Below are 23,100 nucleotides of genomic sequence, written 5' to 3'. Positions count from 1 at the left end.
TCAGGCAGAAGTTCATCCGCCCTCACTGCCCATGGCAGAACGGGAAGGTGGAGAGGCTGAACCGAACCCTGGCGACCGAGTGGGCCTACCGCCAAGTCTTCACCAGCAACGACGACCGCACCGCTGCTCTTGCCCCTTGGCTCGAGTACTACAACACTGAACGCCGCCACAGCTCACTCAAGGGCAAGCCGCCGATCAGCCGACTGCTACCAACCTGATGGCCGGGTACAGCTAGGGCGTACGCCTCCGCTCACCCGCCGCTCACCCGCCGCTGGGCCGGTGCTCACCGGCCGCTGGGCCGGTAACGGGTCCGAAACAGCACTCCCGCCCCCACTGACGGGGGCGGGAGTGCTCATTTCGGGCAGTTGCCGCGAGGACGGTAGGGCGGCAGGACACGGGCCCAGGATCATCCACAGGCTGGATCAAGCCCCGCTCCTCCACAGGCGGCGCTCAGCGCCCTCGTACGAGCGGGGTTGAACGTCCGAGGCTCCAGCCATGGACCTCCAGGGCTACCTGCCAGCACGCGCCCAGCACGGGCTCATCACCCATGGCCAGGCACTTGACGCCGGCCTACAGCCTCGCGACGTGGCCCGCCTGGTGGCGTGCGGCGAGTGGGTGCGACTCCGCAAGGGCGTGTACGCCGACGGCGAGGCGTACGCCGCCGCGGAGCCGTTCCGTGAGGCACCGATGCTGCGGATGAGGGCTGTGGTCCTGGCCGTCGCCGCCGAACCCGTCTTCACGCACGACTCGGCCGCGATCGTCCACCGCCTCGGCGTGCCTGATGCCCGCACCAGCGCGCCGCACGTCGCGAGGACCAGCCATCGGGCGACGCGGACGACGGGTGGCATCATCACGCACGGCGCGCCCTTCGCGGACCGGCAGGTCATCCGGACCGACGGGTTCCTCGTCCTGGATGCAGCGCGGACGGCTCTGGACATGACTCGTCTGCACGGCCTCTGGCCCGGGATGGCCGCGTGCGACGCCGCGCTGCGGCAGGGCATCACCCGCGCGGAACTCGAGCGGGCCGCCGAGCCGATGCGGGGCTGGCCGCACAAGCGGCGGATCGACCGCGCCGTCGAGCTCGCCGACCCCGGCGCCGAGAGCTACCTGGAGTCGCTGGCGCGGGGCCTGGTGATCGAGCTCGGCGTCGGGACGCCGCAGACCCAGTTCGGCATCACCGACGGCAATCGGCGGGCCTGGTGCGACATGCGCGTCGGTCGCCACGTGTTCGAGGTCGACGGCCTGATCAAGTACGACGACGACCCGGAAGGCTCACTGCTCGACGAGAAGCTGCGGCAGGACTTCGTCTCGGGCTTCAAGCTGGGTGCCTCGCGGATCACGCACCACGACTGCTTCGCCGGGCGGCGGGCCGCGCTGCAGCGACTCGGCCGGGAGTTCGACGACACCTGCCGACGCTTCGGCACCTCGATCGACGACCTCGCGCCGTACATCCTGCCGCGCTCGGCGCGGGTCCGTGCCGGCTGAGGCGATCCGCGCCCAGCGGGACCGGTAACGGGTCCAGAACAGCACTCCCGCCCCCATCAGTGGGGGCGGGAGTGCTTGTTGCGACCCGTTACCGGGAGCGTCCAGCCGGGTTCTCGGGACTGGCGGGCTGGCTCAGCCGCCCAGCGACGTGCCGGCGGAGCGCAGGTTCTCGCAGGCCTCGACGATGCGGGCCGCCATGCCGGCCTCGGCCGCCTTGCCCCAGGCGCGGGGGTCGTACTGCTTCTTGTTGCCGACCTCGCCGTCGACCTTGAGCACGCCGTCGTAGTGGGCGAACATGTGCGCCGCGACGGGACGGGTGAAGGCGTACTGGGTGTCGGTGTCGACGTTCATCTTCACCACGCCGAAGTCGACGGCGTCGCTGATCTCCTGCGCGGTCGAGCCGGAGCCGCCGTGGAAGACGAGGTCGAACGGGCGCGCGTCGGCGCCGAGGCCGAGCTCGGAGGCGGCTGCCTCCTGCGCGGTCTTGAGGATCTCGGGGCGCAGCTTGACGTTGCCGGGCTTGTAGACGCCGTGCACGTTGCCGAAGGTCAGGGCCGTCATGTAGCGGCCGTTCTCGCCGGAGCCGAGGGCCTTGATCGTGGCGATCGCGTCCTCGGGGGTGGTGTAGAGCTGGTCGTTGATCTCGTTGGCGACGCCGTCCTCCTCGCCACCGACGACGCCGACCTCGATCTCGAGGACGATGTGGGCCGCGGCGCACTTGGCGAGCAGCTCCTGGGCGATCTGGAGGTTCTCCTCCAGGGGCACGGCCGAGCCGTCCCACATGTGCGACTGGAACAGCGGCGCCTCGCCGCGGGCCACGCGCTCGGCGGAGATGTCGAGCAGCGGGCGGACGAAGCCGTCGAGCTTGTCCTTGGGGCAGTGGTCGGTGTGCAGCGCGATGTTGACGGGGTAGTTCTTCGCGACCTCGGCGGCGTAGGCGGCGAACGCCACGGAGCCGGTCACCATGTCCTTCACGGACGGGCCGGAGAGGTACTCCGCACCGCCGGTGGACACCTGGATGATGCCGTCGGAGCCGGCGTCGGCGAAGCCCTTCAGCGCGGCGTTGAGCGTCTGGGAGGACGACACGTTGATGGCCGGGTAGGCGAAGGACTTCGACTTCGCCGCGTCCAGCATCTGCGCGTAGACCTCGGGGGTGGCGATGGGCATCGGGGATCTCCTCTGAAGCGGTCAGGCAGGCGCTCCCAACCCTAGTGGCTACCCGCGAGTCGCGAATCCGGCGACCGAGCGTCTCACTCCGTGAGGACCAGAGGCGCCGCGATCCACCCACATGGGGCTGGCGTCCACCCCCCGTCAGGCCTAGGTTGACATCCATGACCCGCCGTCTCGGACTCAGCGCCGCAGTCGCCGCCCTCGTCGCGGCCACCCTCGCCACCGGCACCGGGCCGGCCAACGCCGCGGACCCGACGTACGGCGCGCCCGTCGTCGGGCAGTGCTTCGACATGGACGTCGAGGAGCTCGCGGCCAACTCCTACGTCGAGGCGCCGGTCGACTGCGCCGGCACCCACACCGCCCGGACCATCGTCGTCGCCCAGCTGCCCGCGGACCTGACCTACGACAGGTTCGCGCCGCTGACCCGATTCGCGCTGAAGACGTGCTTCCCCGAGCAGCGCAAGGTGCTCCGCACGTCGATGCTCGGCATGCGGCTGAGCGCCTACAACATCGGCTACTTCATCCCGACGCCCGAGCAGCAGGCCGCCGGCGCGCGCTGGCTGCGGTGCGACCTCGTCCTCGGTGGCGCCTCGCTGGAGCCGCTCCCGGCCAAGCTGGCACTCGGGAAGCCTCCCTACAAGAAGTCGGTGTCGCGCTGCCTGACCGGTCGCGACTTCCGGCTGACGGTCTGCTCCGACAAGCACACGTTCCGCGCCACCGCCGCGATCAAGGTGAAGGCGTCGCGCTACCCCAGCGAGAAGGCGTGGAAGCGCATCGGGACCCAGCGCTGCCGCAGCGCGGTGACGTCGCGGTCCTACCGGTTCGGCTGGCCGTCGAAGGCCGCCTGGAAGTCCGGCGACCGCGCGCTGATCTGCTACTCGAAGACTCGGCGCTAGACCTCGGGAGGGACGGGTCCGGGGTGCACAGGGGACATCCCGGGCCCGGAGGCCCCGCCCCTGACGGGTGAGCGCTACCCGCGCCAGGCGTCGTCGCCGGTCAGGTCGGCGTACGTCCGCACCCAGCTGTGCATCGCGATCGCGGCGGCCGAGCTGGCGTTGATCGAGCGCGTCGAGCCGAACTGCGCGATCGAGAACGTGCCGTCGCACACCTCGCGCGCCGCCTCCGACAGCCCGGGCCCCTCCTGGCCGAAGAGGAAGCAGACCCGCCGCGGCAGCTCCATCGTCTCGAGGTGGAGCGACCCCGGCAGGTTGTCGATCCCCAGCAGGCGCACCGGCCCTCCCTCCTCCGGACCGAGCGAGTGGAGGTACGCCGCCAGGCTCGCCGCGTCGGGGTGGTGCCGGACGTGCTGGTAGCGGTCGGTGACCATCGCGCCGCGACGGTTCCAGCGGCGGTTGCCGACGATGTGCACCTCGGCGGCCAGGAAGGCGTTGGCGGTGCGCACGATCGTGCCGATGTTGAAGTCGTGCTGCCAGTTCTCGATCGCGACGTGGAAGTCGTGCCGCCGGGTGTCGAGGTCGGCGACGATCGCCTCCATCGTCCAGTAGCGGTAGCGGTCGACCACGTTGCGACGGTCGCCGTCGCGGAGCAGGTCGGGGTCCCAGTGCTCGCCGTCGGGCCACGCCCCCTGCCACGGGCCCACCCCGACCTCCGGCGGCCCGTGCGGCATGGGGTCGTACGGCGCCCGCTCCTGCGGCTCCTCGCCCACGACGGCTCAGTCCGTCGGTGGTGCCGGGCGGCGGCGCAACGAGCGGATCCGCAGCAGGACCCACCAGGCGACGGCCGACGCGACCGTGAAGATGACGAGCTTCTGGAAGGTGCCGGCGTAGGCCTCGACCACGTGCCACTGCTCCCCGAGGTGGTAGCCGGCGAGGACGAAGATGGTGTTCCAGATGGCGCTGCCGGCGAGCGTCAGGCCGAGGAACTGCAGGAGCGGCATCCGTTCGATCCCCGCCGGCACCGAGATCAGGCTGCGGAAGATGGGCACCATCCGCCCGAAGAAGACTGCCTTGCGTCCGTGCCGGGCGAACCACTCCTCGGTGCGCTCGAGGTCGGAGGTCTTGGTCAGCGGCAGCCGCTCCCAGATCCAGTACATGCGGTCGCGGCCGAAGAGCACGCCCAGCCCGTAGAGCACGGTGGCGCCCACCACGGAGCCCACGGTGGTCCACACGAGTGCCTCCGCCAGGCTGAACGAGCCCTGGCTCGCGGTGAACCCGGCCAGGGGCAGGATCACCTCGCTGGGCAGCGGCGGAAAGAGGTTCTCCGCCGCGATGACCAGGGCCGCGCCTATCGGGCCGAGACGCTCCATGAGGTCGACGGCCCAGCCGGCGACGCCGTCGAGCTCGTCACCGGGTTGGGCAGCCAGGACGCGGGAGAGCACGCAGAGACCCTAGATCACGGGTCGAAAAGGTCAGCCAGCGGCGCGTACGGCGTCCAGGTCCGCGCGGGTCAGCACCGACCGCACCTCGAGGCCCACGTCGGCCAGCGGGTTCTCCCCCGCGGGCGACCGGTCGATGGCGCACACCACGACCTCGACCGTGGCTCCGGCCGCCCGCAGCTCGCGCGTCGCGTCGCGCACGGCGCCGCCCGTGGTGATCACGTCCTCGATGAGCGTGACCCGCCGGCCGGCGGCGTCGGGACCCTCGGCCAGCTTGCAGGTGCCGTACTCCTTGGCCTTCTTGCGCACGAAGAGCGCGGGGAGGCCGGTCTTCGACGAGACCATGGTGGCGATCGGGATGCCGCCGAGCTCCAGACCGCCGAGCAGCTCGGTGTCCTCGGGCAGCAGGTCGAGCATCCGGGTCGCGACCCGGTCGAGCAGGGCGGGCTGGGCCTCGAAGAGGTACTTGTCGAAGTAGGTGTCGGCGACCTGCCCGGACCGCAGGGTGAACTCCCCGGTCAGGCGGCAGGCCGCGTCGATGTCGGCGGCGAGGGAGGCGTCGGTGGTCACGACCCGACCCTAGCCACGCGGCTGGGTAGCGTGGGTCCGTGCCCACCGCGAAGCCGCTCACCCAGCCCCTCGCCGACCGACTGGCCCACATCCCGCCGACCGTCTTCAGCGAGATGTCGGCGCTCGCGCTGCGGACCGGCGCGCTCAACCTGGGCCAGGGCTTCCCCGACGTCGACGGTCCGCCGTCGGTGATCGCGGCGGCGGAGGCAGCGCTCGAGGCCGGTGCCAACCAGTACGCCCCCGGCATCGGCGTCCCCGCCCTGCGCGCGGCGATCGCGCGCCACCAGCAGCGCCACTACGGCCTCGAGGTCGACCCCGACCAGGAGGTCGTGGTGACGACCGGGTGCACCGAGGCCGTCGCCGCAGCGCTGCTCGGCCTCGTCGACCCGGGCGAGGAGGTCGTGGTCCTCGAGCCCTACTACGACTCCTACGTCGCGATGCTCGACATGTGCGGGGCCCGGCGCCGACCGGTGACCCTGCGGGCGCCGGACTTCCGCCCCGACCTCGACGAGCTGCGGGCGGCGGTCACCGACGACACCAGGGTGATCCTGCTCAACACCCCCCACAACCCCACCGGCACGGTCCTCACCCGCGAGGAGCTCCAGGTGGTCGCCGACCTCGCCATCCGGCACGACGTCATCGTGGTGACCGACGAGGTCTACGAGCACCTCGTCTTCGACGACGCCCGCTCGACCGAGGGCCACGTGCCGATCGCGACGCTGCCGGGGATGTGGGAGCGCACGCTCACCCTGTCGAGCGCCGGGAAGTCCTACTCGTTCACCGGCTGGAAGGTCGGCTGGGCCACGGGCCCGGCGCCGCTCGTGCAGGCCGTGCTCGCGGCCAAGCAGTGGCTGACCTTCACCTCCGGGTCGCCGCTCCAGCCGGCCGTCGCGCACGCCCTCGACCACGAGCCCGCCTGGCCCCGGCAGCTCGCCCGCGACCTGCAGGCGCGACGAGACCTGCTGTGCGACGGCCTCACCGCGGCCGGGCTGTCGCCGCGGGTGCCGGAGGGCACCTACTTCGCGACCACCGACGTCTCCCCCCTCGGGTGGGCCGACGGTCGCGAGCTGTGCCTCGCCCTGCCCGAGCGCGCCGGCGTCGTGGCGATCCCGACTCAGGGGTTCTACGACGACAAGGAGGCCGGTCGGCAGCTGGTGCGGTGGGCGTTCTGCAAGCAGCCCGACGTGATCAGCGAGGGCGTGCGCCGCCTCGCCGCGGCCGACCTGCACCGCTGAACCACGCAGGACCCGCCGTCGGTCCCGCAGCGCCGGGTCAGCGTCCGGGGTAGTCCTTCGGCGGGTGGTCCGAGCCGCCCGAGCCGTCGGCAGGCGGCTGCTGCTGGCCGTACGGGTCGTCCTGGCCGTAGGGGTCCCGCTGGCCGTACGGGTTCTGCTGGCCGTACGGGTTGTCCTGGCCGTAGGGGTTCGGCTGGCTGCCGTAGGGGTTGTCCGTGCTGCCGTACGCGCCGGGCTGGCCGTACTGCGCCGGCGTCGCGGCGTACGCGGGCGTGCCCTTGAACCAGTCGCCCGCGCCACCGACGAACAGCAGCACGATCGTGGCGATCGACGCGATCAGCCACACCAGGGAGACCCCGCTGGCGATGCCGATGAGCGACAGGAGGGCGACGACGCCGCTGGAGATGACGAGCAGGATGCGGGCCACGTTGGAGCGGCGCAGCACGAAGACCGCGAGCACGATCGAGACCAGCGCCCACGCGAGGAGCACGAGGATCACCGCCACGAGGACGCCGACGACCGACTCCGGGTCGAGGTCGAGCTGGACGTCGCCGGCCGCGCCGGACTGCATCTCCCGCTCGATCTCGTCGACCAGGTCGTCGCGCGCGACGACGAGCCCGAGGGCGCCCAGGCCGAGGAACACCGCAGTGATGCCGGAGAAGACGATGGCGATCCAGGCCGCGGCCGTCACGGTGCCGGGACGCCGGCCGCCGGCGGGCTGCCCGTACGCCTGCTGGCCGTAGGGCTGCTGTCCGTACGGCTGCTGTCCGTAGGGCTGCTGGCCGTACGGCTGCTGTCCGTAGGGGCTCCCCTGCGGAGGGGGACCGTAGGGGTCCTGGCCGTACGGCGTGTGCGTCGGGCCGGGGTCGCTGGGCTCGCTCATGGGGCTATCTCACCATGCCCGCACAACGCCGCCCCGCCTCGTCGGAGCGGGCCGCGATCAGCGGACGTCGAGGGAGAACCAGCGCCGTACCTCGACCCGGCGCAGGCACACGACGGTGGCGACCGCGGCGGCCGCCGGGATCAGCACCAGCGGGGCGTTGAGCACCAGTGCGAAGCACGCGCCGGCGCTGAAGGCCGCGCTGACCATCAGGCCGCGACGGGCCCACGCACGCCGGGCCATCGCGAAGCCGGCCAGCACGAGCGCCACGACGCACCACACGACGAACGCTCCTGCCACCGCGAACACCGTGGTGCGCAGCTGGTCGAGCGTCAGGCCGTCCTCCACGAGCTCGGGCTGCTGCTGCTCGAGCAGGCTCATCAGGAAGTCCGGCGAGAGCCCGGCGATCGCCAGCCAGAGCACCGACAGGCCCAGCAGCCCACCGGCCGTGACGACGGTGATGACGAAGGCCGCCACCATCGCGCCGGGCCGCGCGGGTGCGGGCTGGTGCTGGGGCCAGGCGCCGGGCTGCTGCGCGTACGGCTGCGGAGAGGGGTACGACGGGGGGCCGGGCTGGGCGCCGGGCTGGGGATAGGGCTGCCCGTACGGCGACTCCGGGGGCCGCCCGCCCGGGTGCTGCCCGGCCGGGGGCTCGCCGAAGGGTCGGCTGGCCGGAGGCGGGGTGCTGGGCGCGTGGGGATCCTGGGCGCCGGGCGCCTGCGGTGCCCGGCTCCACGGGTCGGGCCGGTCGGACGACCCGGCGTCCTTGGTCGACTCCTTGGGCCTGGCCGGAGGCGGCGGGGTCCACCTGCCGGTGGCGAACCACTCGCGCGCGGGCTGCATCCACAGCATCGCGGCGCCCGCGGCGACGAACGAGCCGGCGAGCCCACCGGCCGGGAGGCCCGTGACGAAGACCGGCACGGCGAAGAGCGTCAGGCCGAGCCGCGCGGAGCGGTCGGGCTTGCGGACGTACCAGCCGAGGATCGCGGTGGCGCACGCGCAGACCGCCGCGACCATGCAGGAGATCCGCAGCAGCTCCGTGGTGCCGGAGACGGTCAGGTCGAGGGAGGTGAAGGGCGACTCGGCCAGCACCTCGCTGATCGCCTGCTGGGTCTCGAGCGAGCCCAGCGAGGTCACGCGCTCCCACACGGTGAGCAGCACCACCACCGACGAGAACATGACGATGCCCGACGCCAGGCTGACCTGGGGCGGACGCTGCGCGGTGGGCTGGCTCACCCCACCAGTGTCCCAAGCCGCTCCCAACGTGCGCCCACCCCCACCCCACCCGCGCCCCACCCACACCCCACCCGCACCCCGGGGCCGCGCTGGGGGTCATCTCAGGGTCGTCCTCAGGGGCCGGCGGGGCCCTGTCCCCGATGCGCCGGGCCGCTCGCCGCCGCGAGGCTGGGGCCCATGATCAGCGTCGAGCACCTCACCAAGCAGTACGGCCGGTTCACCGCCGTCGACAATGTCTCCTTCACGGCCGCCACCGGTCGCGTCACCGGCTTCCTCGGTCCCAACGGGGCCGGCAAGTCCACGACCATGCGCATCATGGTCGGCCTGACCCGCCCGAGCTCCGGCCAGGTCACCATCACCGGTCGCGACTACCGCGAGCTGGTCAACCCCGGCCTCGAGGTCGGTGTCCTCCTGGACGCCTCCGCCCAGCACGCCGGTCGCACCGGGCGCGAGATCCTCGCGATCGCCGCGCAGACGATGGGACTGCCCAGGGTCCGCGTCGCGGAGACCCTGGCCCGCGTCGGCCTGACCGAGGAGGAGGCGGAGCGCCGGGTGCGCAACTACTCCCTCGGCATGCGCCAGCGCCTCGGCATCGCGACCGCCCTCATCGGCGACCCGCAGGTGCTGGTCCTCGACGAGCCGGCCAACGGCCTCGACCCCGCCGGCATCCGCTGGATGCGCGACCTGCTGCGCGGCTTCGCCGACGACGGCGGCACGGTGCTGCTGTCGTCGCACCTGCTCCACGAGATCGAGGTCATCGCCGACGACCTCGTCGTCATCGGCCAGGGCCGGATCGTGGCGCAGGGCAGCAAGGCCGAGCTGCTCGCCGCGGCGGGCACCCTCGTACGCACCACCGACGTCGACCGGCTCGCCCGTGCCCTGCACGAGGCCGCCGTCGTCACCACCCCGATCGACGGCGGCCTCCGCGCCGACGCCGATCCCGAGCTCGTGGGCGAGACCGCCCACCGCGCGGGCATCGCCCTGCGCGAGCTGCGCGCCGCCGACGGCGCCGGCCTGGAGGAGATGTTCCTCGAGCTCACCGCCGAGACCGCCCGCGAAGGAGCAGCAGCATGACCACCCAGATCCAGGCCCCCACCCAGACCCCGACCCCGGCGACGCCCGCCCCGGCGCGTACGCCGTCCGCGCCCGCCGCGGCCCGAGCCGTACGCCCGATCCCGACGACCCGCCTCGTGGGCGTCGAGCTGCGCAAGATGTTCGACACCCGCGCGGGCTTCTGGCTGATGGCCAGCGTCGGCATCGTGGCCGTGCTCGCGACCGCCGCCGTCATCATCTGGGCGCCCGACGAGGCGATCACCCAGAACACGTTCTCCACCGCGATCGGCATGCCGCTGTCGATCGTGCTGCCGATCATCGCGATCCTGTCGGTCACCAGCGAGTACAGCCAGCGCACCGGGCTGACGACCTACACCCTCGTCCCCTGGCGGGGGCGGGTGATGACCGCCAAGGTGGTCGCCACGCTGCTCGTGGGTGTCGCGGCGATGTTCGTCGCGCTCGCGGTCGGCGCCCTCGGCAACGTCGTCGGCTCGGCGATCACCGGCCTCGACGCGACCTGGGACATCACGCTCACCCAGTTCGGCAACATCGTGCTGGCCAACGTGCTCGGGATGCTGATGGGCTCCATGCTCGGCGTGCTGTTCCGCAGCTCGGCCGGTGCGATCGTGGGCTACTTCGTCTACTCCCTCGTGCTGCCGGTCGCGTTCGGGACGCTCGCGGCGTTCCAGGAGTGGTTCCGCGACCTGCAGCCGTGGGTCGACGTGAACTTCGCGGTCACCCGGCTCTACGACCAGACGATGACCGCCGAGTACTGGCAGCAGCTCGGTGTCTCGACCCTGGTCTGGCTCTGGATCCCGCTGGCCCTCGGCCTGCGCGCGGTCCTGCGTGCCGAGGTGAAGTAGTCCCCTTCTCCACCTCGTGCCCATCAGCGGCTGCCGGTCGGGGGACCGGCGGCCGCTGATGCCTGTCCCGGACCCTGCCCTCTGAGAGGCTGGGCCGCATGCACCCCGACGCCTGGCTCGTCGTCATCGACCCGCAGCGGATCTTCGCCGACCCGACGAGCGACTGGGGCTCGCCGATGTTCGCCGGGATCGTCGAGCCCGTACGCCGCCTCGCCGCCGCCGCGGGAGAGCGCACCGTGGTCACGCGCTGGGTCCCCGCACCCGACCCGCAGGGCAGCTGGGCGGCGTACCTCGCGGCCTGGCCGTTCGCCGACGTGCCGGCCGACGACCCGCTGCTCGAGCTCGTGCCGGAGGCGAGAGGCCTGTCGGACACGACCGTCTCGCTGCCGACCTTCGGCAAGTGGGGACCGGAGCTCGCGTCGGTCACCGGGGCGACCCCGCACCTGGTGCTCGCCGGGGTGAGCACCGACTGCTGCGTCATCTCGACCGCGCTGGCGGCGGCGGACGCGGGCGCGACGATCACCGTCGTCACCGACGCCTGCGCCGGCTCGACGCCCGAGAACCACCGCTCCGCCATGGACGTGATGGCGCTCTACCCGCCCCAGATCACCCTGGCCACGACCGCCGAGGTCCTCGGGGAGGTCACCTGATGGGCCGGGTGATCCACACCGGCCAGGCGCTGGTCGACGTCGTCGTCGAGGTGCCCGGCCTGCCGCCGCGCGGGCAGAACGTGATGGCCTCCTCCGCGACCGACTACGCCGGCGGTGCGGTCACGGTGCTCGTCGCTGCCGCGCGGTTCGGCGCCGACTGCGTGCACGCCGGCGCGCACGGCACCGGACCGCACGGTGACCTGGTCCGCGAGGCGCTCGACCGGGACGGCATCGCGGTCTCCGCTCCCCCGGTCCCCGGCCTCGACACGGGCATCTGCGTGGTGATGGTCGAGCCGAGCGCGGAGCGCACCTTCGTCACCACGCTCGGCGCCGAGCGGCACATCAGCGTGGAGTCCCTCGCGACCTCGCGGCCCGGCCCCGGCGACCTCGTGTGCGTCACCGGCTTCTCGCTGGCCCTCGACAGCACCCGCGACCCGCTGCTCGTGTGGCTTCCGGACCTGCACCCGGAGGTGGTCGTCGTGCTCGATCCCGGGGCCGCGTTCGCCGACCTGCCCGCGGACGTACGCACCGCGATGCTCGCGGTCACCGACGTCTGGTCGAGCAACGCCGAGGAGGCCGAGGGCCTCCTGCGCGCGGTCGGCCACGAGCTCCCAGACGATCTGACGGAGCTGACCACCGCGGTCGCGCCGCTGCTCCGCGGCGATGCCGTCGCCATCGTGCGCGACGGCCCGGAGGGCTGTGCCGTGCGGGTGGCCGAGGAGACGACGTACGTCGCCGGGTTCCCGCAGAAACCGGTCGACACCAACGGCGCCGGCGACACCCACACCGGTGCGCTGCTGGCCGAGGTGGCAGCCGGTACGCCGTGGGTCGAGGGGTGCCGGCGCGCCAACGCGGCGGCCGCGATCAAGGTGACCCGGCGCGGGCCGGAATCGGCGCCGACCGCCGCCGAGGTCGACGACTTCCTGGCCGGGCGCTGACTACTACGTGTCGCGACCGTGCGACTCGCGCAGCCGCCGCCCGCGCTCGATGTCCTGCTGCTCCTTCTTCGCGGCCTTGTCGGACTTGCGGGTGTCGCGCGGGGGCAGCTGGAGCTCCTCCTCCGCCGCGATGCCGGCCTGGAGCTGGCGACCGCGCTCGAGCTCGGCGTCGAGCTCGGCGCCGAAGAGCAGCGCGAGGTTGGTGATCCAGAGCCACAGCAGAAAAGCGATGACGCCGGCCAGCGAGCCGTACGTCTTGTCGTAGCTGGAGAAGTTGGCGACGTAGAAGCCGAACGCCGCCGATGCCAGCACCCACACCACGATCGCGACGAGGGCGCCGACGCTGATCCAGCGGAACTTCGGCTGCTTGACGTTGGGCGTCGCGTAGTAGAGCAGCGCGACGATCATGACCACGACGCCGAGCAGCACCGGCCACTTCGCGATGCTCCACGCCGTCACGGCCGCCGACTCGAGCCCGATGGCCCGGCCGACCGCCTCGGCGGCGGGGCCGGTGAGGACGAGCCCGATCGCGACGAGCGCCGCGAGCAGGACCGTGACCAGGGTGACGAGCAGCATGACCGGGCGGAGCTTCCAGATCGGCCGGCCCTCGTCGATCTCGTAGATGCGGTTCATCCCGCGGCCGAAGGCGTTGACGTAGCCCGAGGCCGACCACAGGGCGGCGGCGAGACCGATGACCAGGGCGAGTCCGGCGCTCTCGTTGGTGGCGAGCGCCATCAGGGTCGGCTCGAGGGTGTCGGCCGCGGACGAGGCGCCGACGTCACGCAGGATGTCGAGCAGCGTCTCGACCGTCTGCTGCCGCTGGCCGACCAACCCGACGAGCGAGAGCAGGGCGATCGCACCGGGGAACAGCGCGAGCACGGAGTAGTAGGTCAGTGCCGCGGCGAGGTCGGTGCACTGGTCGTCGCTGAACTCGCGCACGGTCTTGCGCAGCGCATAGCCCCACGTGGGCTTCGCGAGGTCGCCGGGCGAGTCGGGCTTGCGCGCGGCGTCGGGCGACGGGGAGGTCCGCTCGCGCTCCGCGCTGGCGGACTCCTCGACGGCGGGGTCGGTTGTCGAGTCGGCTCGGTGCGTCATGCTCGTCCAGTGCCCGCGTTCGGACCGGCGCATGCGCGGTGGATCACCTCGCTACCGTGACCGCGTGACCCCTGACGTCCTCCTCGTCGGCGCCGGCGACCTCGGCGCGGCGGTCGGGCTGCGTCTCGCCGACCTCGGCCACGACGTGCTCGCCCTGCGCCGCGACGCGGCCAAGGTGCCGGCACCGCTCGTCGGACGGTCGGTCGACCTCACCCGCGAGCCGCCGGACCTGTCGGACGTACGCCCGCGCCTCGTCGTCGTCGCGCTGACCGCGCGGCCGCGGACCGAGGAGGCCTACCGGGCGACGTACGTCGACGGGATGGCGCGCGCGCTGGACGCCCTGGCCGAGCCGCCCGAGCGGGCGGTGCTGGTCTCGTCGACCGCGGTGCACGGCAGCCGCGAGCGACCGGACCTCGAGGACGAGACGACGCCCGCCGCCCCGAGCGACGGCCCAGGGCGGATGCTCGTCGCGGCCGAGGAGGCCTTCCACGAGCGGGTCCCGCACGGGACGGTGCTGCGTCTGTCGGGCCTGTACGGCGGTAGCAGCACGCGGCTGCTCGACCAGGTCCGCGAGGGCCGGGTGAGCGACCCGCACCGCTGGACCAACCGCATCCACCGCACCGATGCGGCGGCCGCCGTCGTCCACCTGCTGACCATGCCCGCCGAGCCCGAGCGGCTCTACCTGGGCACCGACGACGAGCCGGCGCAGATGGGCGACGTCGCGGCGTACCTCGCCGGTCGGCTCGGGGCGCCCGCTCCCCCGCCCGCCGACCCCGAGCAGGGCCACGGCAAGCGGCTGTCCAACGCGCGGCTCCGCTCGACGGGGTGGGCGCCGACGCTCCCGACGTACCGCGAGGGCTACGCGCGGGCCTGATCGTGGAAGTTCCGAGCCACCTGGTGACCCGGATCCTCCACGATCACCGGCACAGTCGTACGCCGACCGGGCGCCGCCGCGATCAGCCGGTGGCGATCAGCCGGTCCAGCGCCTCGAGGCCCGGTCCGGTGCTCGCGGCCAGTCGCTCCCGCACGCGGTCGAGCCGCTCCGTCGCGGCGTACCCGGGCGGGATGCGGGCCGGGTTGACCGCGACGGTGTTGGCCCACTCCGCGATGTCGGGCTCGCCGCCGAGGGCCATGGCCGCCCGGGTGCCGCGGACGTTCATGTCGGCCCACTGCGCGAGCGAGTTGCCGAACCGCGAGGGCTGGCACAGGCGGTTCTTCTCCGCGTCGTCGCGCCGGGTCGCCTCGACGTAGCCGGTCACGGCGGCGCCGAAGCAGGGGAAGCCGGCCCGCACCGGCTGGATCGTGATGCTCTCGGGGCGCCACACCGGCACGAGCGGCGGGTTCTTCAGCCCGTCGGCGGCGCAGTGCACGACGACGGCATCGTCCGCGACGCGCACGGAGGTGCCGTCCGCCATGTCGAGACGGCCGCGCCCGACGTGCCGGACGTGCCCGTGGCGTACGACGTCCTCGATCGACCGCAGCAGCTCGAGCTCCCACGTCCCGAGCGTCGGCGCCTTGGCCATCGTGGGCGTGACCGTCCGGTCGAGGCGCATCATCACGCCCGCGTCCTCGAGCCGGAGGAAGAGCTCGTCGAGGGAGCGGGACGCCGCGGCCTGTTCGAAGATCGTCGCCGGCACGCCGAGGTAGATCGCCGGATCGGGCTGGATCAGAGCACGGTCGAGCATCCACGGGTCCCGCGGGCGCACCCAGCAGATCGCGTCGGGGTCGACGCCCTGCTGGAGCAGCCAGACGCAGGCGTCGGTGGCGGTCTTGCCCGAGCCCACGACGACGTACTGGCTCGGCGCCTCCACCATCCGGACCACGTCGTTGACCGTCACCACGCGCGCGTCGTCGGCGACCGAGAACGGCGCCGAGGTCTCCGCCGGGATGCTGGGCGAGAGGTAGTGGGCGTCGACGATGCGGCACGACTCCGGCACCTCCCACGTCCGCCCGGAGATCCGGGAGACGACCGTACGGTCCCCGACGTGGTCGCACCCGGTGAGCACCTCGACCCGGCCGGTGCGGCGCAGCCGGTCGACCACCCGCGCGTAGTAGTCGACGATCTCCGGCTGCGAGGCGCGCTGGTGCAACCCGGCTTCCGGCCCCTGGTCCTGGACGTGGCCGCCGAGGACGGTGGAGGCGACGCCGTAGAAGGTCGAGGCCTGGTGCAGCCGGACGAACGGGTAGCCCTCCAGCCAGTGGCCGCCGGCCCCGTGCCGGCGGTCGACGACCGCGACGCGTGCGTCGGAGTGGTCGACCAGCGCGTCGACGAACCCCATGCCCATGGCGCCCGCCCCGACCACGAGGTAGTCGACGTCCAGTGTGCGAGTCATGGACACCACGCTGGCACACCACCCGGCGTCTGCGTCACCCGTACGAAACACGAGGACGCCACAATCTCCCCGTGCAGATCTCCCGGGCCGACTTCGCCGACCCCCGCCTGGCGGCGTTCCTGCAGGCGCACCTCGACGACATGGAGCCGACCGCCCCGCCGGAGAGCCGGCACGCACTCGACCTGACCGCGCTCCAGGGCGACGGCGTACGCCTCTGGGTGGGCACCGACGGCGACGACCTCGTCGCCACCGCGGCGCTCGCGGCGCTGGACGACCGGCACGAGGAGCTCAAGAGCATGCGTACGGACCCCGCCCTCCGCGGTCGCGGCCTCGCGTCGCGGATGCTGGCGCACGTCCTCGACGACGCTCGCTCGCGCGGGGTCGAGCGGGTGTCGCTGGAGACCGGGAGCATGGCGTTCTTCGAGCCGGCCCGCAGGTTCTACGCCCGCGCCGGCTTCGTCGCGTGCCCGCCGTTCGGGTCGTACGTCGACGACCCCAACAGCACCTTCATGACGCTCGACCTGCCTCCGCGACAGGCGTGAGCGCCTGCCTCACTCCGGCCGGACGACGTCGTCGGCGAGCTCGCCGGTGTAGGCCGGGAACCTGACCGTCACCGTGGTGCCGCGGCCGCGCTCGGAGTCGAGCTCGATGGTGCCGCTGTGCCGGCCGACGATGCGGGCGACGATGGCCAGGCCGAGGCCGGTGCCGGGACGTGCGAGCGCCGCCGGGTTGGTCGAGCGGAAGAACTCGCGGAAGAGCTGGGCCTGGTCGGGCTCGGAGATGCCGATGCCGGTGTCGGCGACCGTGACGACGACCGTGTCGCCCTCGGTGGCCAGGCGTACGGTGACGCTCCCGCCCGGGTCGGTGTACTTGATGGCGTTGGACGCGAGGTTGGTGAGGAGCCGGTGCAGCTCCTCGGGGTCGCCCGCCACCCGTACGGGACCCTCGGGCAGCTCGGCGTGGCAGGTGACGCCCCCGGCGGCCGCCGCTGCGTGGCACTCGTCGTGGACGTCGTGCACCACCCGGCGCAGGTCGACCGCCATCGGGTCGAACTCGCGGTTGGGGTCGGAGACCTGGGCCATGGTCAGCAGGTCGTCGATCACGGCCCGCATCCGCGCGGCGCCACGGCTCGCGGCCGCGACCGACCGGCGCGCGTCCTCGTCGAGCGGGCCGGTGTTGAGCAGCTCGAGGTTGGCGCTCATGGAGAAGAGCGGGTTGCGCAGCTCGTGGCCGAGGGTGTTGACCACCTCGACGCGGTAGCTGTCGAGCTTGCGCAGGCGGTCGACGATCGCCCGCTCGAGCTCGAGCTGGCGTGCGTTGGCGACGGCGCGGCCGAGGTCGCGGCCGATGTCGCGGGCGGCGTCGATCTCGACGTCGGTCCAGCTCCGGGAGTCCGAGACCCGGGTCATCACGAGGAAACCGAGGCACTCCGGCCCGACGCCCAGCGGGACGAAGAGCACCGCGCCGATGCCGATGCGGTCGAGGAAGCCCAGCAGCCGCTCGGCGTCCTCCCGCGGGAGGCCCGGCTGGTCGGCGTTGCTGCGGGAGAAGGGCGCGACGTACTGGTCGCTCCAGTAGCGGTGCGCGAGCCGGATGACGACGTCGTCGATCTCGGCGAACGGCGGCACCACGTAGTCCTCGCCCATCACGAACGAGGTGGTCCGGGCCGGGCCGCCGTCGGCGTCGAAGGCGGTGAGCCACATGCCGAAGGCGTCGAAGCACGAGACGACCGTCGACCGGCACGCCTCCAGGACCGCGTCCAGGGTCGGCTCACCCAGTGCGCGGCGGACGATCTCGCGCGCCTGCGTCGCCATCCGGACCTTCTCGCTGAGCTCCTCGCGCTCGAGGGCGAGGAGGACGAGGGTGCGCGCCACGCCGGCGTACTGGGTGAGCACCTCCAGCTTCTCCGCCGACGGCAGGCGCCCGTCGCGCGGGCTGTCGACCGACAGCAGTCCGCGCAGTCGTCCCTGGTCGTCGTGGAGCGGAGCGGCGAGCAGGTCGAGCGGGTGCCACGCGTCCTCGCCCTCGAGCGGGGTCACGTCGGGGATGTGGCTGTAGGCGAGCGCCTCGGGGCTGGCCCGGTGGTGCGGGACGAAGCGCCACACGCCCCACTCGTCCGCGCCGGCGAGGTCGTCCTCGATCGACTCGCGGGGCACCTCGGTGCCGACGAAGCCGTCCCCGACCCCGGCCGCGGCGACGACCTCGAAGTGGTCGTCGCGGCGCAACGTGAGGGACGACTGCTCGAACCCGGCGAGGGTGGCCACGCCCTCCACGAGCACCTGAAGGTGCTGACGGGTCTGCTTGTCGGCCCACGGCACAGCGGCCACGCGGCGCTGGCCTCGTGTGTCGTCCTCCATCGCACTCCCTGCCGTCGGTGCGGACCAAGGACGACCTTAAGCCTCAGGTGCCGTGGAGCGCAGGGGAACCCTGACACCGGTCACCCCACGGGGCGGTCACCCGACCGGGGTCACCAGCTCGCCGCGCTCGAGGAAGGCGTCGACGTTGTCGAGCACGAGCCGACCCATCGCCTCGCGGGTCTGGGTCGTCGCGCTGCCGACGTGCGGCAGCAGCACGACGTCGTCCCGCTCCAGCAGCGCCGCGGGGACGTGCGGTTCGTCGGCGAAGACGTCGAGCCCGGCCCCGGCGATGCGGCCCTCCTCGAGGGCGGCCACGAGTGCGTCCTCGTCGACGACCGATCCGCGGGAGACGTTGACGAGGTGGCCGTCGGGGCCGAGCGCGTCGAGCACGGCTGCGTCCACGAGCCCCTCGGTCCCCGCGCCTCCGGGGGTGAGCACCACGAGCACGTCGCTCGCGGCGGCCAGCTCGACGGGGCTCGGGTGGTAGGTCCAGGCGACGTCCTTCGGGCTTCGCGAGTGGTAGTGGACCACCGCCCCGAAGGCCTCCAGCCGCTGCGCCGCGGCCGTGCCGATGCGGCCCAGCCCGAGCACGCCGACCACGGCGCCTCGCACGTCGCGGGTCAGTGGCATCTGCTCGCCGCGAGCCCAAGCCCCGCGGCGTACGAACCGGTCGGCGGCGGTGATCCCGCGCAGGACGTCGACCACCAGGAAGGCCGCGAGGTCGGCCACCGCGTCGGTCAGGACGTCGGGAGTGTTGGACACGACGATGCCGCGCCGGCGCGCCTCGGCGACGTCGACGTTGTCGTAGCCGACGCCGAAGTTCACGATCGCGCGCAGGTCGGGCAGCGCGTCCATCTCGGCCGCGCCGGCCGGTGCCCCTCCGCCGACCACCGCGACCTCGATCCCGGCCGGGTCTTCGAGGTCGGCCAGCAGGGGGGCGGCGTACCGCTCCGTCAACCACTGGCGCACGAAGGACATCAACCCTCCGAGCTGGACGACACGGACCGGGTGCTGGGCGTCGGGGCTCACCACGCCATCCTTGCCGGGCGATCGCCTGCGTCCAACCGGAGTCGGGGAGGATGTCTGACAGCCCCCCACCCCAGGAGAACCCGTGACCGAACTGCTCGACCAGCTGCGCACGGCCGTCGGCGACGCCCACGTCCTCACCGAGCCCGCCGACGTCGCGGCGTACGTCGTCGACTGGACCGGCACCCACCAGGGCCGCGCGCTGGCGGTGGTGCGGCCCGGCTCGACGGCCGAGGTGGCCGCGGTCGTGCGCGCCTGCGCCGAGTCGCGTACGCCGGTCGTCCCGCAGGGCGGCAACACCGGGCTGGTCGGTGGCGGGGTGCCGGACGCCTCCGGCACCGCGGTGGTGCTGTCGCTCGGCCGGATGCGGAGCGTGCGCGAGGTCGACCCCGTGGCCGGCACGATCACCGTCGATGCTGGCGTCGTCCTGGCCGACGTGCAGGCGGCGGCCGAGCGGGCCGGTCGACTCTTCCCGATGTCACTGGGCTCGGAGGGCAGCTGCACCATCGGCGGCAACCTCGCCACCAACGCCGGCGGCACCGCCGTCCTGCGCTACGGCATGACCCGTGAGCTGGTGCTCGGCCTCGAGGTCGTGCTGCCCGACGGCCGCGTCTGGGACGGGCTGCGCGGGCTCCGCAAGGACAACACCGGCTACGACCTGACCCAGCTGTTCGTCGGCTCCGAGGGCACGCTCGGCGTGATCACCGGCGCCGTCCTCCGACTCTTCCCCGCGACGCCGCGGCACGCGACCGCCTGGGTCGCGGTGCCGTCCGTCGCCGCGGCGGTCTCCCTGCTCGGCACGGCGCAGCAGCACGGCGGCGTGCACCTGTCCACCTTCGAGATCGCCAACCGCCAGGCCATCGAGCTCGTCCTCGCCCATCTGCCGGGGGCGGTCGACCCGCTCGCGGCACCGAGTGAGTGGTACGTCCTGGTCGAGCTCGCGGGCTCCGCGTCCGACGAGGGCCTCGACGAGACGCTCGAGTCCCTGCTCGGCGACGCCGTCGAGGCCGGGACGGCGACCGATGCGGCGATCGCCGGCAGCCCGGCGCAGCGCGACGCGCTGTGGGCGCTGCGCGAGGGGATCTCCGAGGTGCAGAAGGTCGAGGGCGCGACCCTCAAGCACGACGTCACCCTGCCGATCGCCGACCTCGCCGACTGGACCGAGGCGATGGGCCCGCGGCTGCAGGAGGTCCTCCCCGGCGTGCGGCCGGTGACCTACGGCCACGTCGGCGACGGCAACCTCCACTACAACCTCAACGCGCCCGTGGGTCGCGACGACGACCTGCGTGCCGCGGCGGGCGACCTCACGACGGCGATCTACGACGCGGTGGCGGCTGCCCAGGGCTCGATCAGCGCCGAGCACGGCCTGGGCCGGACGAAGGCCGCGGCCGCCGCGTCGTACAAGTCCGATGTCGAGGTCGACCTGATGCGCGCGGTCAAGCAGGCCCTGGACCCGGCGGGGCTGATGAACCCGGGGGCCGTCGTGCCGCCCGCCTAGGCTGGGGCGCATGAAGGCACAGACACTCGGCCGCGTGGTGCTGGGCGGTTTCCTGGTCACCGCGGGCGTGCTGCACCTGACCACGCAGCGCGAGGAGTTCCGGGCGCAGGTGCCCGAGTGGTTCCCCGTGGACGAGGACCTCACCGTGCTCGGGTCCGGCGTCGTCGAGATCGCGCTCGGGAGCGCGTTCGTCGCACTGCCCCGGCGCCGGCGTACGGTCGGCGCCCTGCTCGCGGCCTTCTTCGTCGCGATCTTCCCCGGCAACGTCGCCCAGTACCTCGAGGGCACCGACGCGTTCGGCCTCGACACCGACCGGGCCCGGTTCGTCCGGTTGTTCTTCCAGCCCGTGCTCGTGCTCTGGGCGCTGTGGGCCGGAGGCCTGCTCGGTCGCCGGCGCAGGGGCGTCGACGAGGAGCAGGAGCGCGAGGAGGTCGAGACCGGCGAGTAGTCGCCCGATCCGGGTTTGGCGGGGCGCACCGGGGGCACGAAGGGGTCCGAGAAGAAAGTAGGGGGACCCCATGACCTTCACCCGCACGATGGCCGGCGTCGCCGGCCTCTGCGCGATCGCGCTCGCGGCCACCGCGGCGCCCGTGACCACGGCCACCGCCACGGCCGACCCGAAGACCCGTACTGTCGAGCTGCTGAGCGCAGCCCCGACCACCCGCGGCGCCGAGGCCTCCGACGGCGCCCGATCGCGCCCCGTCCGCCTCGACGCGGCAGCGCTGCGCGACGTACGAGCCGGGGACCGCGTCAGCCTGGCGCTGTTCGACGACACGACCGTCACCGCGGCGGTCGACCGCCGTGAGTCGGTCGACGGCGTCACGACGGTGGCCGGCTCGCTGGTGGGCTCGCTCGGCAGCTTCACCGCCGCCGAGGTCGACGGCGTCGCGCACCTGAGCGTCGCCTCGGCCGCGGACGGCGCCTTCGAGGTGAGCACCACCCGCGGGGGCGACTACGAGGTCGTCGAGCTGCCGGCGATGCCGCAGCCCGGCGACGACGCCGTCGACGTCCACGCCGAGCACGGCGAGCACGCCGACGGGGCCGACCACGCGGCCCCCACGGGCGACGCCCCGACTCAGTCGGCTCCGGTTGCTGGAGGGGCGCCCGTCGCCGCGGACGCCCCGTCGGTCGTCGACGTGGCCATCGTCTACCCGGCCAACCTGCCGGGGACGGTCGGCGGCGATGCGGCGATGCGGGCGCAGTTCGCCCTCGGCATCACCCAGACCAACCAGGCCCTCACCGCGTCCGGCGTCCCCACCCAGGTGCGGCTCGTCGGCACCCGTCAGGTCGCCGCGGCCCAGCTGTCGTCGCTGACGGCCAACTACTACGCCCTCGCGAAGCCCGGTGACGGCGTCTTCGACGAGGCGCAGGCGCTGCGCGAGGAGACCCACGCCGACCTCGTCAGCCTCTGGCTCGGCGGCACCTATCCCTCGGGCTCCTTCTGCGGGCTCGGCTCGCTCGGCGGCACCCAGCCGCAGTACGACCCCGAGAGCGCCGCCTGGACCGTCCTCTGGGCCGACAAGTGCGCCACCGGCAACCTCACGTTCGCCCACGAGATCGGCCACAACCTGAGCGCCGACCACGACGCCGGGGCGTCCTCGCCGCCGAGCGGAGGCAAGGCGTACGCCCGGGGCTACGTCGACGTCGCCGGCAACTTCCTCACGGTCATGGCCTACCCCAACACCTGCGCCGACTGCGTGCGCATCGGCAACTTCTCCAGCCCCAACGTCAGCCGCAGCGGCCGACCCACCGGCACCGCGGCCGCCTTCAACGCCCTCGCGGTCCAGGAGCAGGCCGTCGCGGTCGCCAACTACCGCCAGTCGCAGATCTACCCGGGCGCCGTCGCCGTGGGCGGCGAGGCCCGGTCCGGCAGGACGGTCACCGCGGCGACCACGCCGTGGGCCCCGGCCGTCCAGCTGGGCTACCAGTGGTTCCTCGACGGCGTTCCCGTCCCGGGCGCCACCGCGCCCTACTACAAGCTCTCGCGCGGGGACATCGGCCGCACGCTGAGCCTCCAGGTCACCGGGTCGGCCCCCTACTACGCAGCCGTGGCCGCGTCCTCGGCGCCGGTCGTGGTCGGCAAGGCGCTCTTCAGGACGTCGCGGCCCAAGCTGCGCGGCACGCCGCGCGCCGGTCGCGTCCTCTCGGTCAGGATCAAGGGCTGGAAGCCCAAGCCGGCCACGAAGAGCGTCAAGGTGCGCTACCAGTGGCTGAAGAACGGGAAGAAGATCAAGGGCGCCAAGAAGTCCACGTACCGCCTGCGCGCCAAGGACCGCGGCAAGAAGATCTCGGTCCGGGTGACGACCAGGAAGAAGGGCTACGAGAAGGCGTCGCGGACCTCCAAGAAGGTCAAGGTCCGCCGCTGAGCCCGGCCGC

At 73.1% G+C, this 23,100-nt stretch carries 23 protein-coding genes; 13 read left to right on the top strand and 10 right to left on the bottom strand.

Translation table 11 applies throughout. The features are described from left to right. Positions 1 to 218 (top strand): integrase core domain-containing protein (locus tag IEZ24_RS20645; RefSeq protein WP_191192878.1); only part of this gene is annotated, 218 nt, incomplete at its 5' end. A 277-nt stretch (positions 219 to 495) separates the two neighbouring features. Continuing rightward, positions 496 to 1,485, top strand: coding sequence for a type IV toxin-antitoxin system AbiEi family antitoxin domain-containing protein (locus IEZ24_RS20640; protein ID WP_129456944.1), 990 nt, complete (start codon positions 496 to 498; stop codon positions 1,483 to 1,485). A gap of 132 nt (positions 1,486 to 1,617) precedes the next feature. Here IEZ24_RS20640 and fbaA read toward each other — a convergent pair whose 3' ends face one another. After that, complete coding sequence (fbaA, locus tag IEZ24_RS20635; RefSeq protein ID WP_129456945.1) at positions 1,618 to 2,652, bottom strand: class II fructose-bisphosphate aldolase; 1,035 nt, start codon at positions 2,650 to 2,652, stop codon at positions 1,618 to 1,620. 164 nt (positions 2,653 to 2,816) lie between these two features. Here fbaA and IEZ24_RS20630 point away from each other — a divergent pair, with 164 nt between their 5' ends. Beyond that, on the top strand, positions 2,817 to 3,551 hold the full coding sequence (locus IEZ24_RS20630; protein WP_129456946.1) for a septum formation family protein: 735 nt from the start codon (positions 2,817 to 2,819) through the stop codon (positions 3,549 to 3,551). A gap of 74 nt (positions 3,552 to 3,625) precedes the next feature. Here the strand turns inward: IEZ24_RS20630 and IEZ24_RS20625 are convergent, their stop codons facing one another. The 3 genes from IEZ24_RS20625 to pyrE are packed head-to-tail and all read right to left on the bottom strand — an operon-like array spanning position 3,626 to position 5,560. Beyond that, the gene (locus IEZ24_RS20625) at positions 3,626 to 4,282 is read right to left on the bottom strand and encodes a TrmH family RNA methyltransferase (protein WP_129456977.1); all 657 of its coding nucleotides are present in this window, start codon (positions 4,280 to 4,282) and stop codon (positions 3,626 to 3,628) included. A 45-nt stretch (positions 4,283 to 4,327) separates the two neighbouring features. Then, positions 4,328 to 4,993, bottom strand: coding sequence for a DedA family protein (locus tag IEZ24_RS20620; RefSeq protein WP_242498615.1), 666 nt, complete (start codon positions 4,991 to 4,993; stop codon positions 4,328 to 4,330). A 30-nt stretch (positions 4,994 to 5,023) separates the two neighbouring features. Beyond that, entirely contained in the window at positions 5,024 to 5,560 is a 537-nt protein-coding gene (gene pyrE, locus IEZ24_RS20615) for an orotate phosphoribosyltransferase (RefSeq protein WP_129456947.1), read from the bottom strand. A gap of 38 nt (positions 5,561 to 5,598) precedes the next feature. Between pyrE and IEZ24_RS20610 the strand changes: the two genes are divergently transcribed. Then, positions 5,599 to 6,795: a pyridoxal phosphate-dependent aminotransferase gene (locus IEZ24_RS20610; RefSeq protein WP_129456948.1), complete on the top strand. Its 1,197-nt coding sequence runs from the start codon at positions 5,599 to 5,601 to the stop codon at positions 6,793 to 6,795. A 37-nt stretch (positions 6,796 to 6,832) separates the two neighbouring features. Here the strand turns inward: IEZ24_RS20610 and IEZ24_RS20605 are convergent, their stop codons facing one another. Beyond that, positions 6,833 to 7,678: a hypothetical protein gene (locus tag IEZ24_RS20605; protein ID WP_129456949.1), complete on the bottom strand. Its 846-nt coding sequence runs from the start codon at positions 7,676 to 7,678 to the stop codon at positions 6,833 to 6,835. 57 nt (positions 7,679 to 7,735) lie between these two features. Beyond that, positions 7,736 to 8,911, bottom strand: a complete 1,176-nt coding sequence (locus tag IEZ24_RS20600) for a hypothetical protein (RefSeq protein WP_165356210.1) — start codon at positions 8,909 to 8,911, stop codon at positions 7,736 to 7,738. Positions 8,912 to 9,088: 177 nt separating this feature from the next. On the opposite strand from IEZ24_RS20600, the gene IEZ24_RS20595 reads away from it, so the two are divergent. From IEZ24_RS20595 to IEZ24_RS20580, 4 genes are all read left to right on the top strand, one after another. Then, positions 9,089 to 9,985 (top strand): ABC transporter ATP-binding protein, encoded by an 897-nt coding sequence (locus IEZ24_RS20595; RefSeq protein WP_191192892.1) that lies wholly within the window; start codon positions 9,089 to 9,091, stop codon positions 9,983 to 9,985. Next, on the top strand, positions 9,982 to 10,827 hold the full coding sequence (locus IEZ24_RS20590; RefSeq protein ID WP_224745632.1) for an ABC transporter permease subunit: 846 nt from the start codon (positions 9,982 to 9,984) through the stop codon (positions 10,825 to 10,827). The genes IEZ24_RS20595 and IEZ24_RS20590 overlap by 4 nt, the downstream gene beginning before the upstream one ends. Before the next feature lie 98 nt (positions 10,828 to 10,925). Then, on the top strand, positions 10,926 to 11,477 hold the full coding sequence (locus IEZ24_RS20585) for a cysteine hydrolase family protein (protein WP_129456951.1): 552 nt from the start codon (positions 10,926 to 10,928) through the stop codon (positions 11,475 to 11,477). After that, positions 11,477 to 12,415: a PfkB family carbohydrate kinase gene (locus tag IEZ24_RS20580; protein ID WP_129456952.1), complete on the top strand. Its 939-nt coding sequence runs from the start codon at positions 11,477 to 11,479 to the stop codon at positions 12,413 to 12,415. Before IEZ24_RS20585 ends, IEZ24_RS20580 begins: the two co-directional genes overlap by 1 nt. 3 nt (positions 12,416 to 12,418) lie before the next feature. Here the strand turns inward: IEZ24_RS20580 and IEZ24_RS20575 are convergent, their stop codons facing one another. After that, on the bottom strand, positions 12,419 to 13,510 hold the full coding sequence (locus IEZ24_RS20575; RefSeq protein WP_129456953.1) for a YihY/virulence factor BrkB family protein: 1,092 nt from the start codon (positions 13,508 to 13,510) through the stop codon (positions 12,419 to 12,421). 64 nt (positions 13,511 to 13,574) lie between these two features. Between IEZ24_RS20575 and IEZ24_RS20570 the strand changes: the two genes are divergently transcribed. Continuing rightward, on the top strand, positions 13,575 to 14,384 hold the full coding sequence (locus tag IEZ24_RS20570) for an NAD-dependent epimerase/dehydratase family protein (protein ID WP_207206938.1): 810 nt from the start codon (positions 13,575 to 13,577) through the stop codon (positions 14,382 to 14,384). Between the two features lie 82 nt (positions 14,385 to 14,466). Here the strand turns inward: IEZ24_RS20570 and IEZ24_RS20565 are convergent, their stop codons facing one another. Further along, on the bottom strand, positions 14,467 to 15,843 hold the full coding sequence (locus tag IEZ24_RS20565) for an NAD(P)/FAD-dependent oxidoreductase (protein ID WP_129456955.1): 1,377 nt from the start codon (positions 15,841 to 15,843) through the stop codon (positions 14,467 to 14,469). Between IEZ24_RS20565 and IEZ24_RS20560 the strand changes: the two genes are divergently transcribed. Continuing rightward, positions 15,750 to 16,385 (top strand): GNAT family N-acetyltransferase, encoded by a 636-nt coding sequence (locus tag IEZ24_RS20560; protein WP_318151930.1) that lies wholly within the window; start codon positions 15,750 to 15,752, stop codon positions 16,383 to 16,385. The genes IEZ24_RS20565 and IEZ24_RS20560 overlap by 94 nt on opposite strands. Positions 16,386 to 16,394: 9 nt before the next feature. Here the strand turns inward: IEZ24_RS20560 and IEZ24_RS20555 are convergent, their stop codons facing one another. Beyond that, a complete protein-coding gene (locus IEZ24_RS20555; RefSeq protein ID WP_129456956.1) occupies positions 16,395 to 18,200 on the bottom strand; it encodes an ATP-binding protein in 1,806 nt (601 codons plus the stop codon). A gap of 96 nt (positions 18,201 to 18,296) precedes the next feature. After that, complete coding sequence (locus IEZ24_RS20550; protein ID WP_207206940.1) at positions 18,297 to 19,229, bottom strand: 2-hydroxyacid dehydrogenase; 933 nt, start codon at positions 19,227 to 19,229, stop codon at positions 18,297 to 18,299. An 82-nt stretch (positions 19,230 to 19,311) separates the two neighbouring features. On the opposite strand from IEZ24_RS20550, the gene IEZ24_RS20545 reads away from it, so the two are divergent. From IEZ24_RS20545 to IEZ24_RS20535, 3 genes are all read left to right on the top strand, one after another. Further along, positions 19,312 to 20,724 carry an FAD-binding oxidoreductase gene (locus tag IEZ24_RS20545; protein WP_129456957.1) on the top strand — a complete coding sequence of 471 codons (1,413 nt, stop codon included), beginning with the start codon at positions 19,312 to 19,314 and terminating at the stop codon, positions 20,722 to 20,724. 10 nt (positions 20,725 to 20,734) lie between these two features. Further along, on the top strand, positions 20,735 to 21,172 hold the full coding sequence (locus IEZ24_RS20540; protein ID WP_129456958.1) for a DoxX family protein: 438 nt from the start codon (positions 20,735 to 20,737) through the stop codon (positions 21,170 to 21,172). A 70-nt stretch (positions 21,173 to 21,242) separates the two neighbouring features. Beyond that, complete coding sequence (locus tag IEZ24_RS20535) at positions 21,243 to 23,090, top strand: reprolysin-like metallopeptidase (RefSeq protein ID WP_129456959.1); 1,848 nt, start codon at positions 21,243 to 21,245, stop codon at positions 23,088 to 23,090. The last annotated feature ends 10 nt before the right edge of the window (positions 23,091 to 23,100 follow it).

This window comes from Nocardioides ganghwensis, from assembly GCF_014779655.1.
GTDB lineage: Bacteria > Actinomycetota > Actinomycetes > Propionibacteriales > Nocardioidaceae > Nocardioides > Nocardioides ganghwensis.
This window is presented reverse-complemented; position numbering and strand designations above follow the sequence as displayed.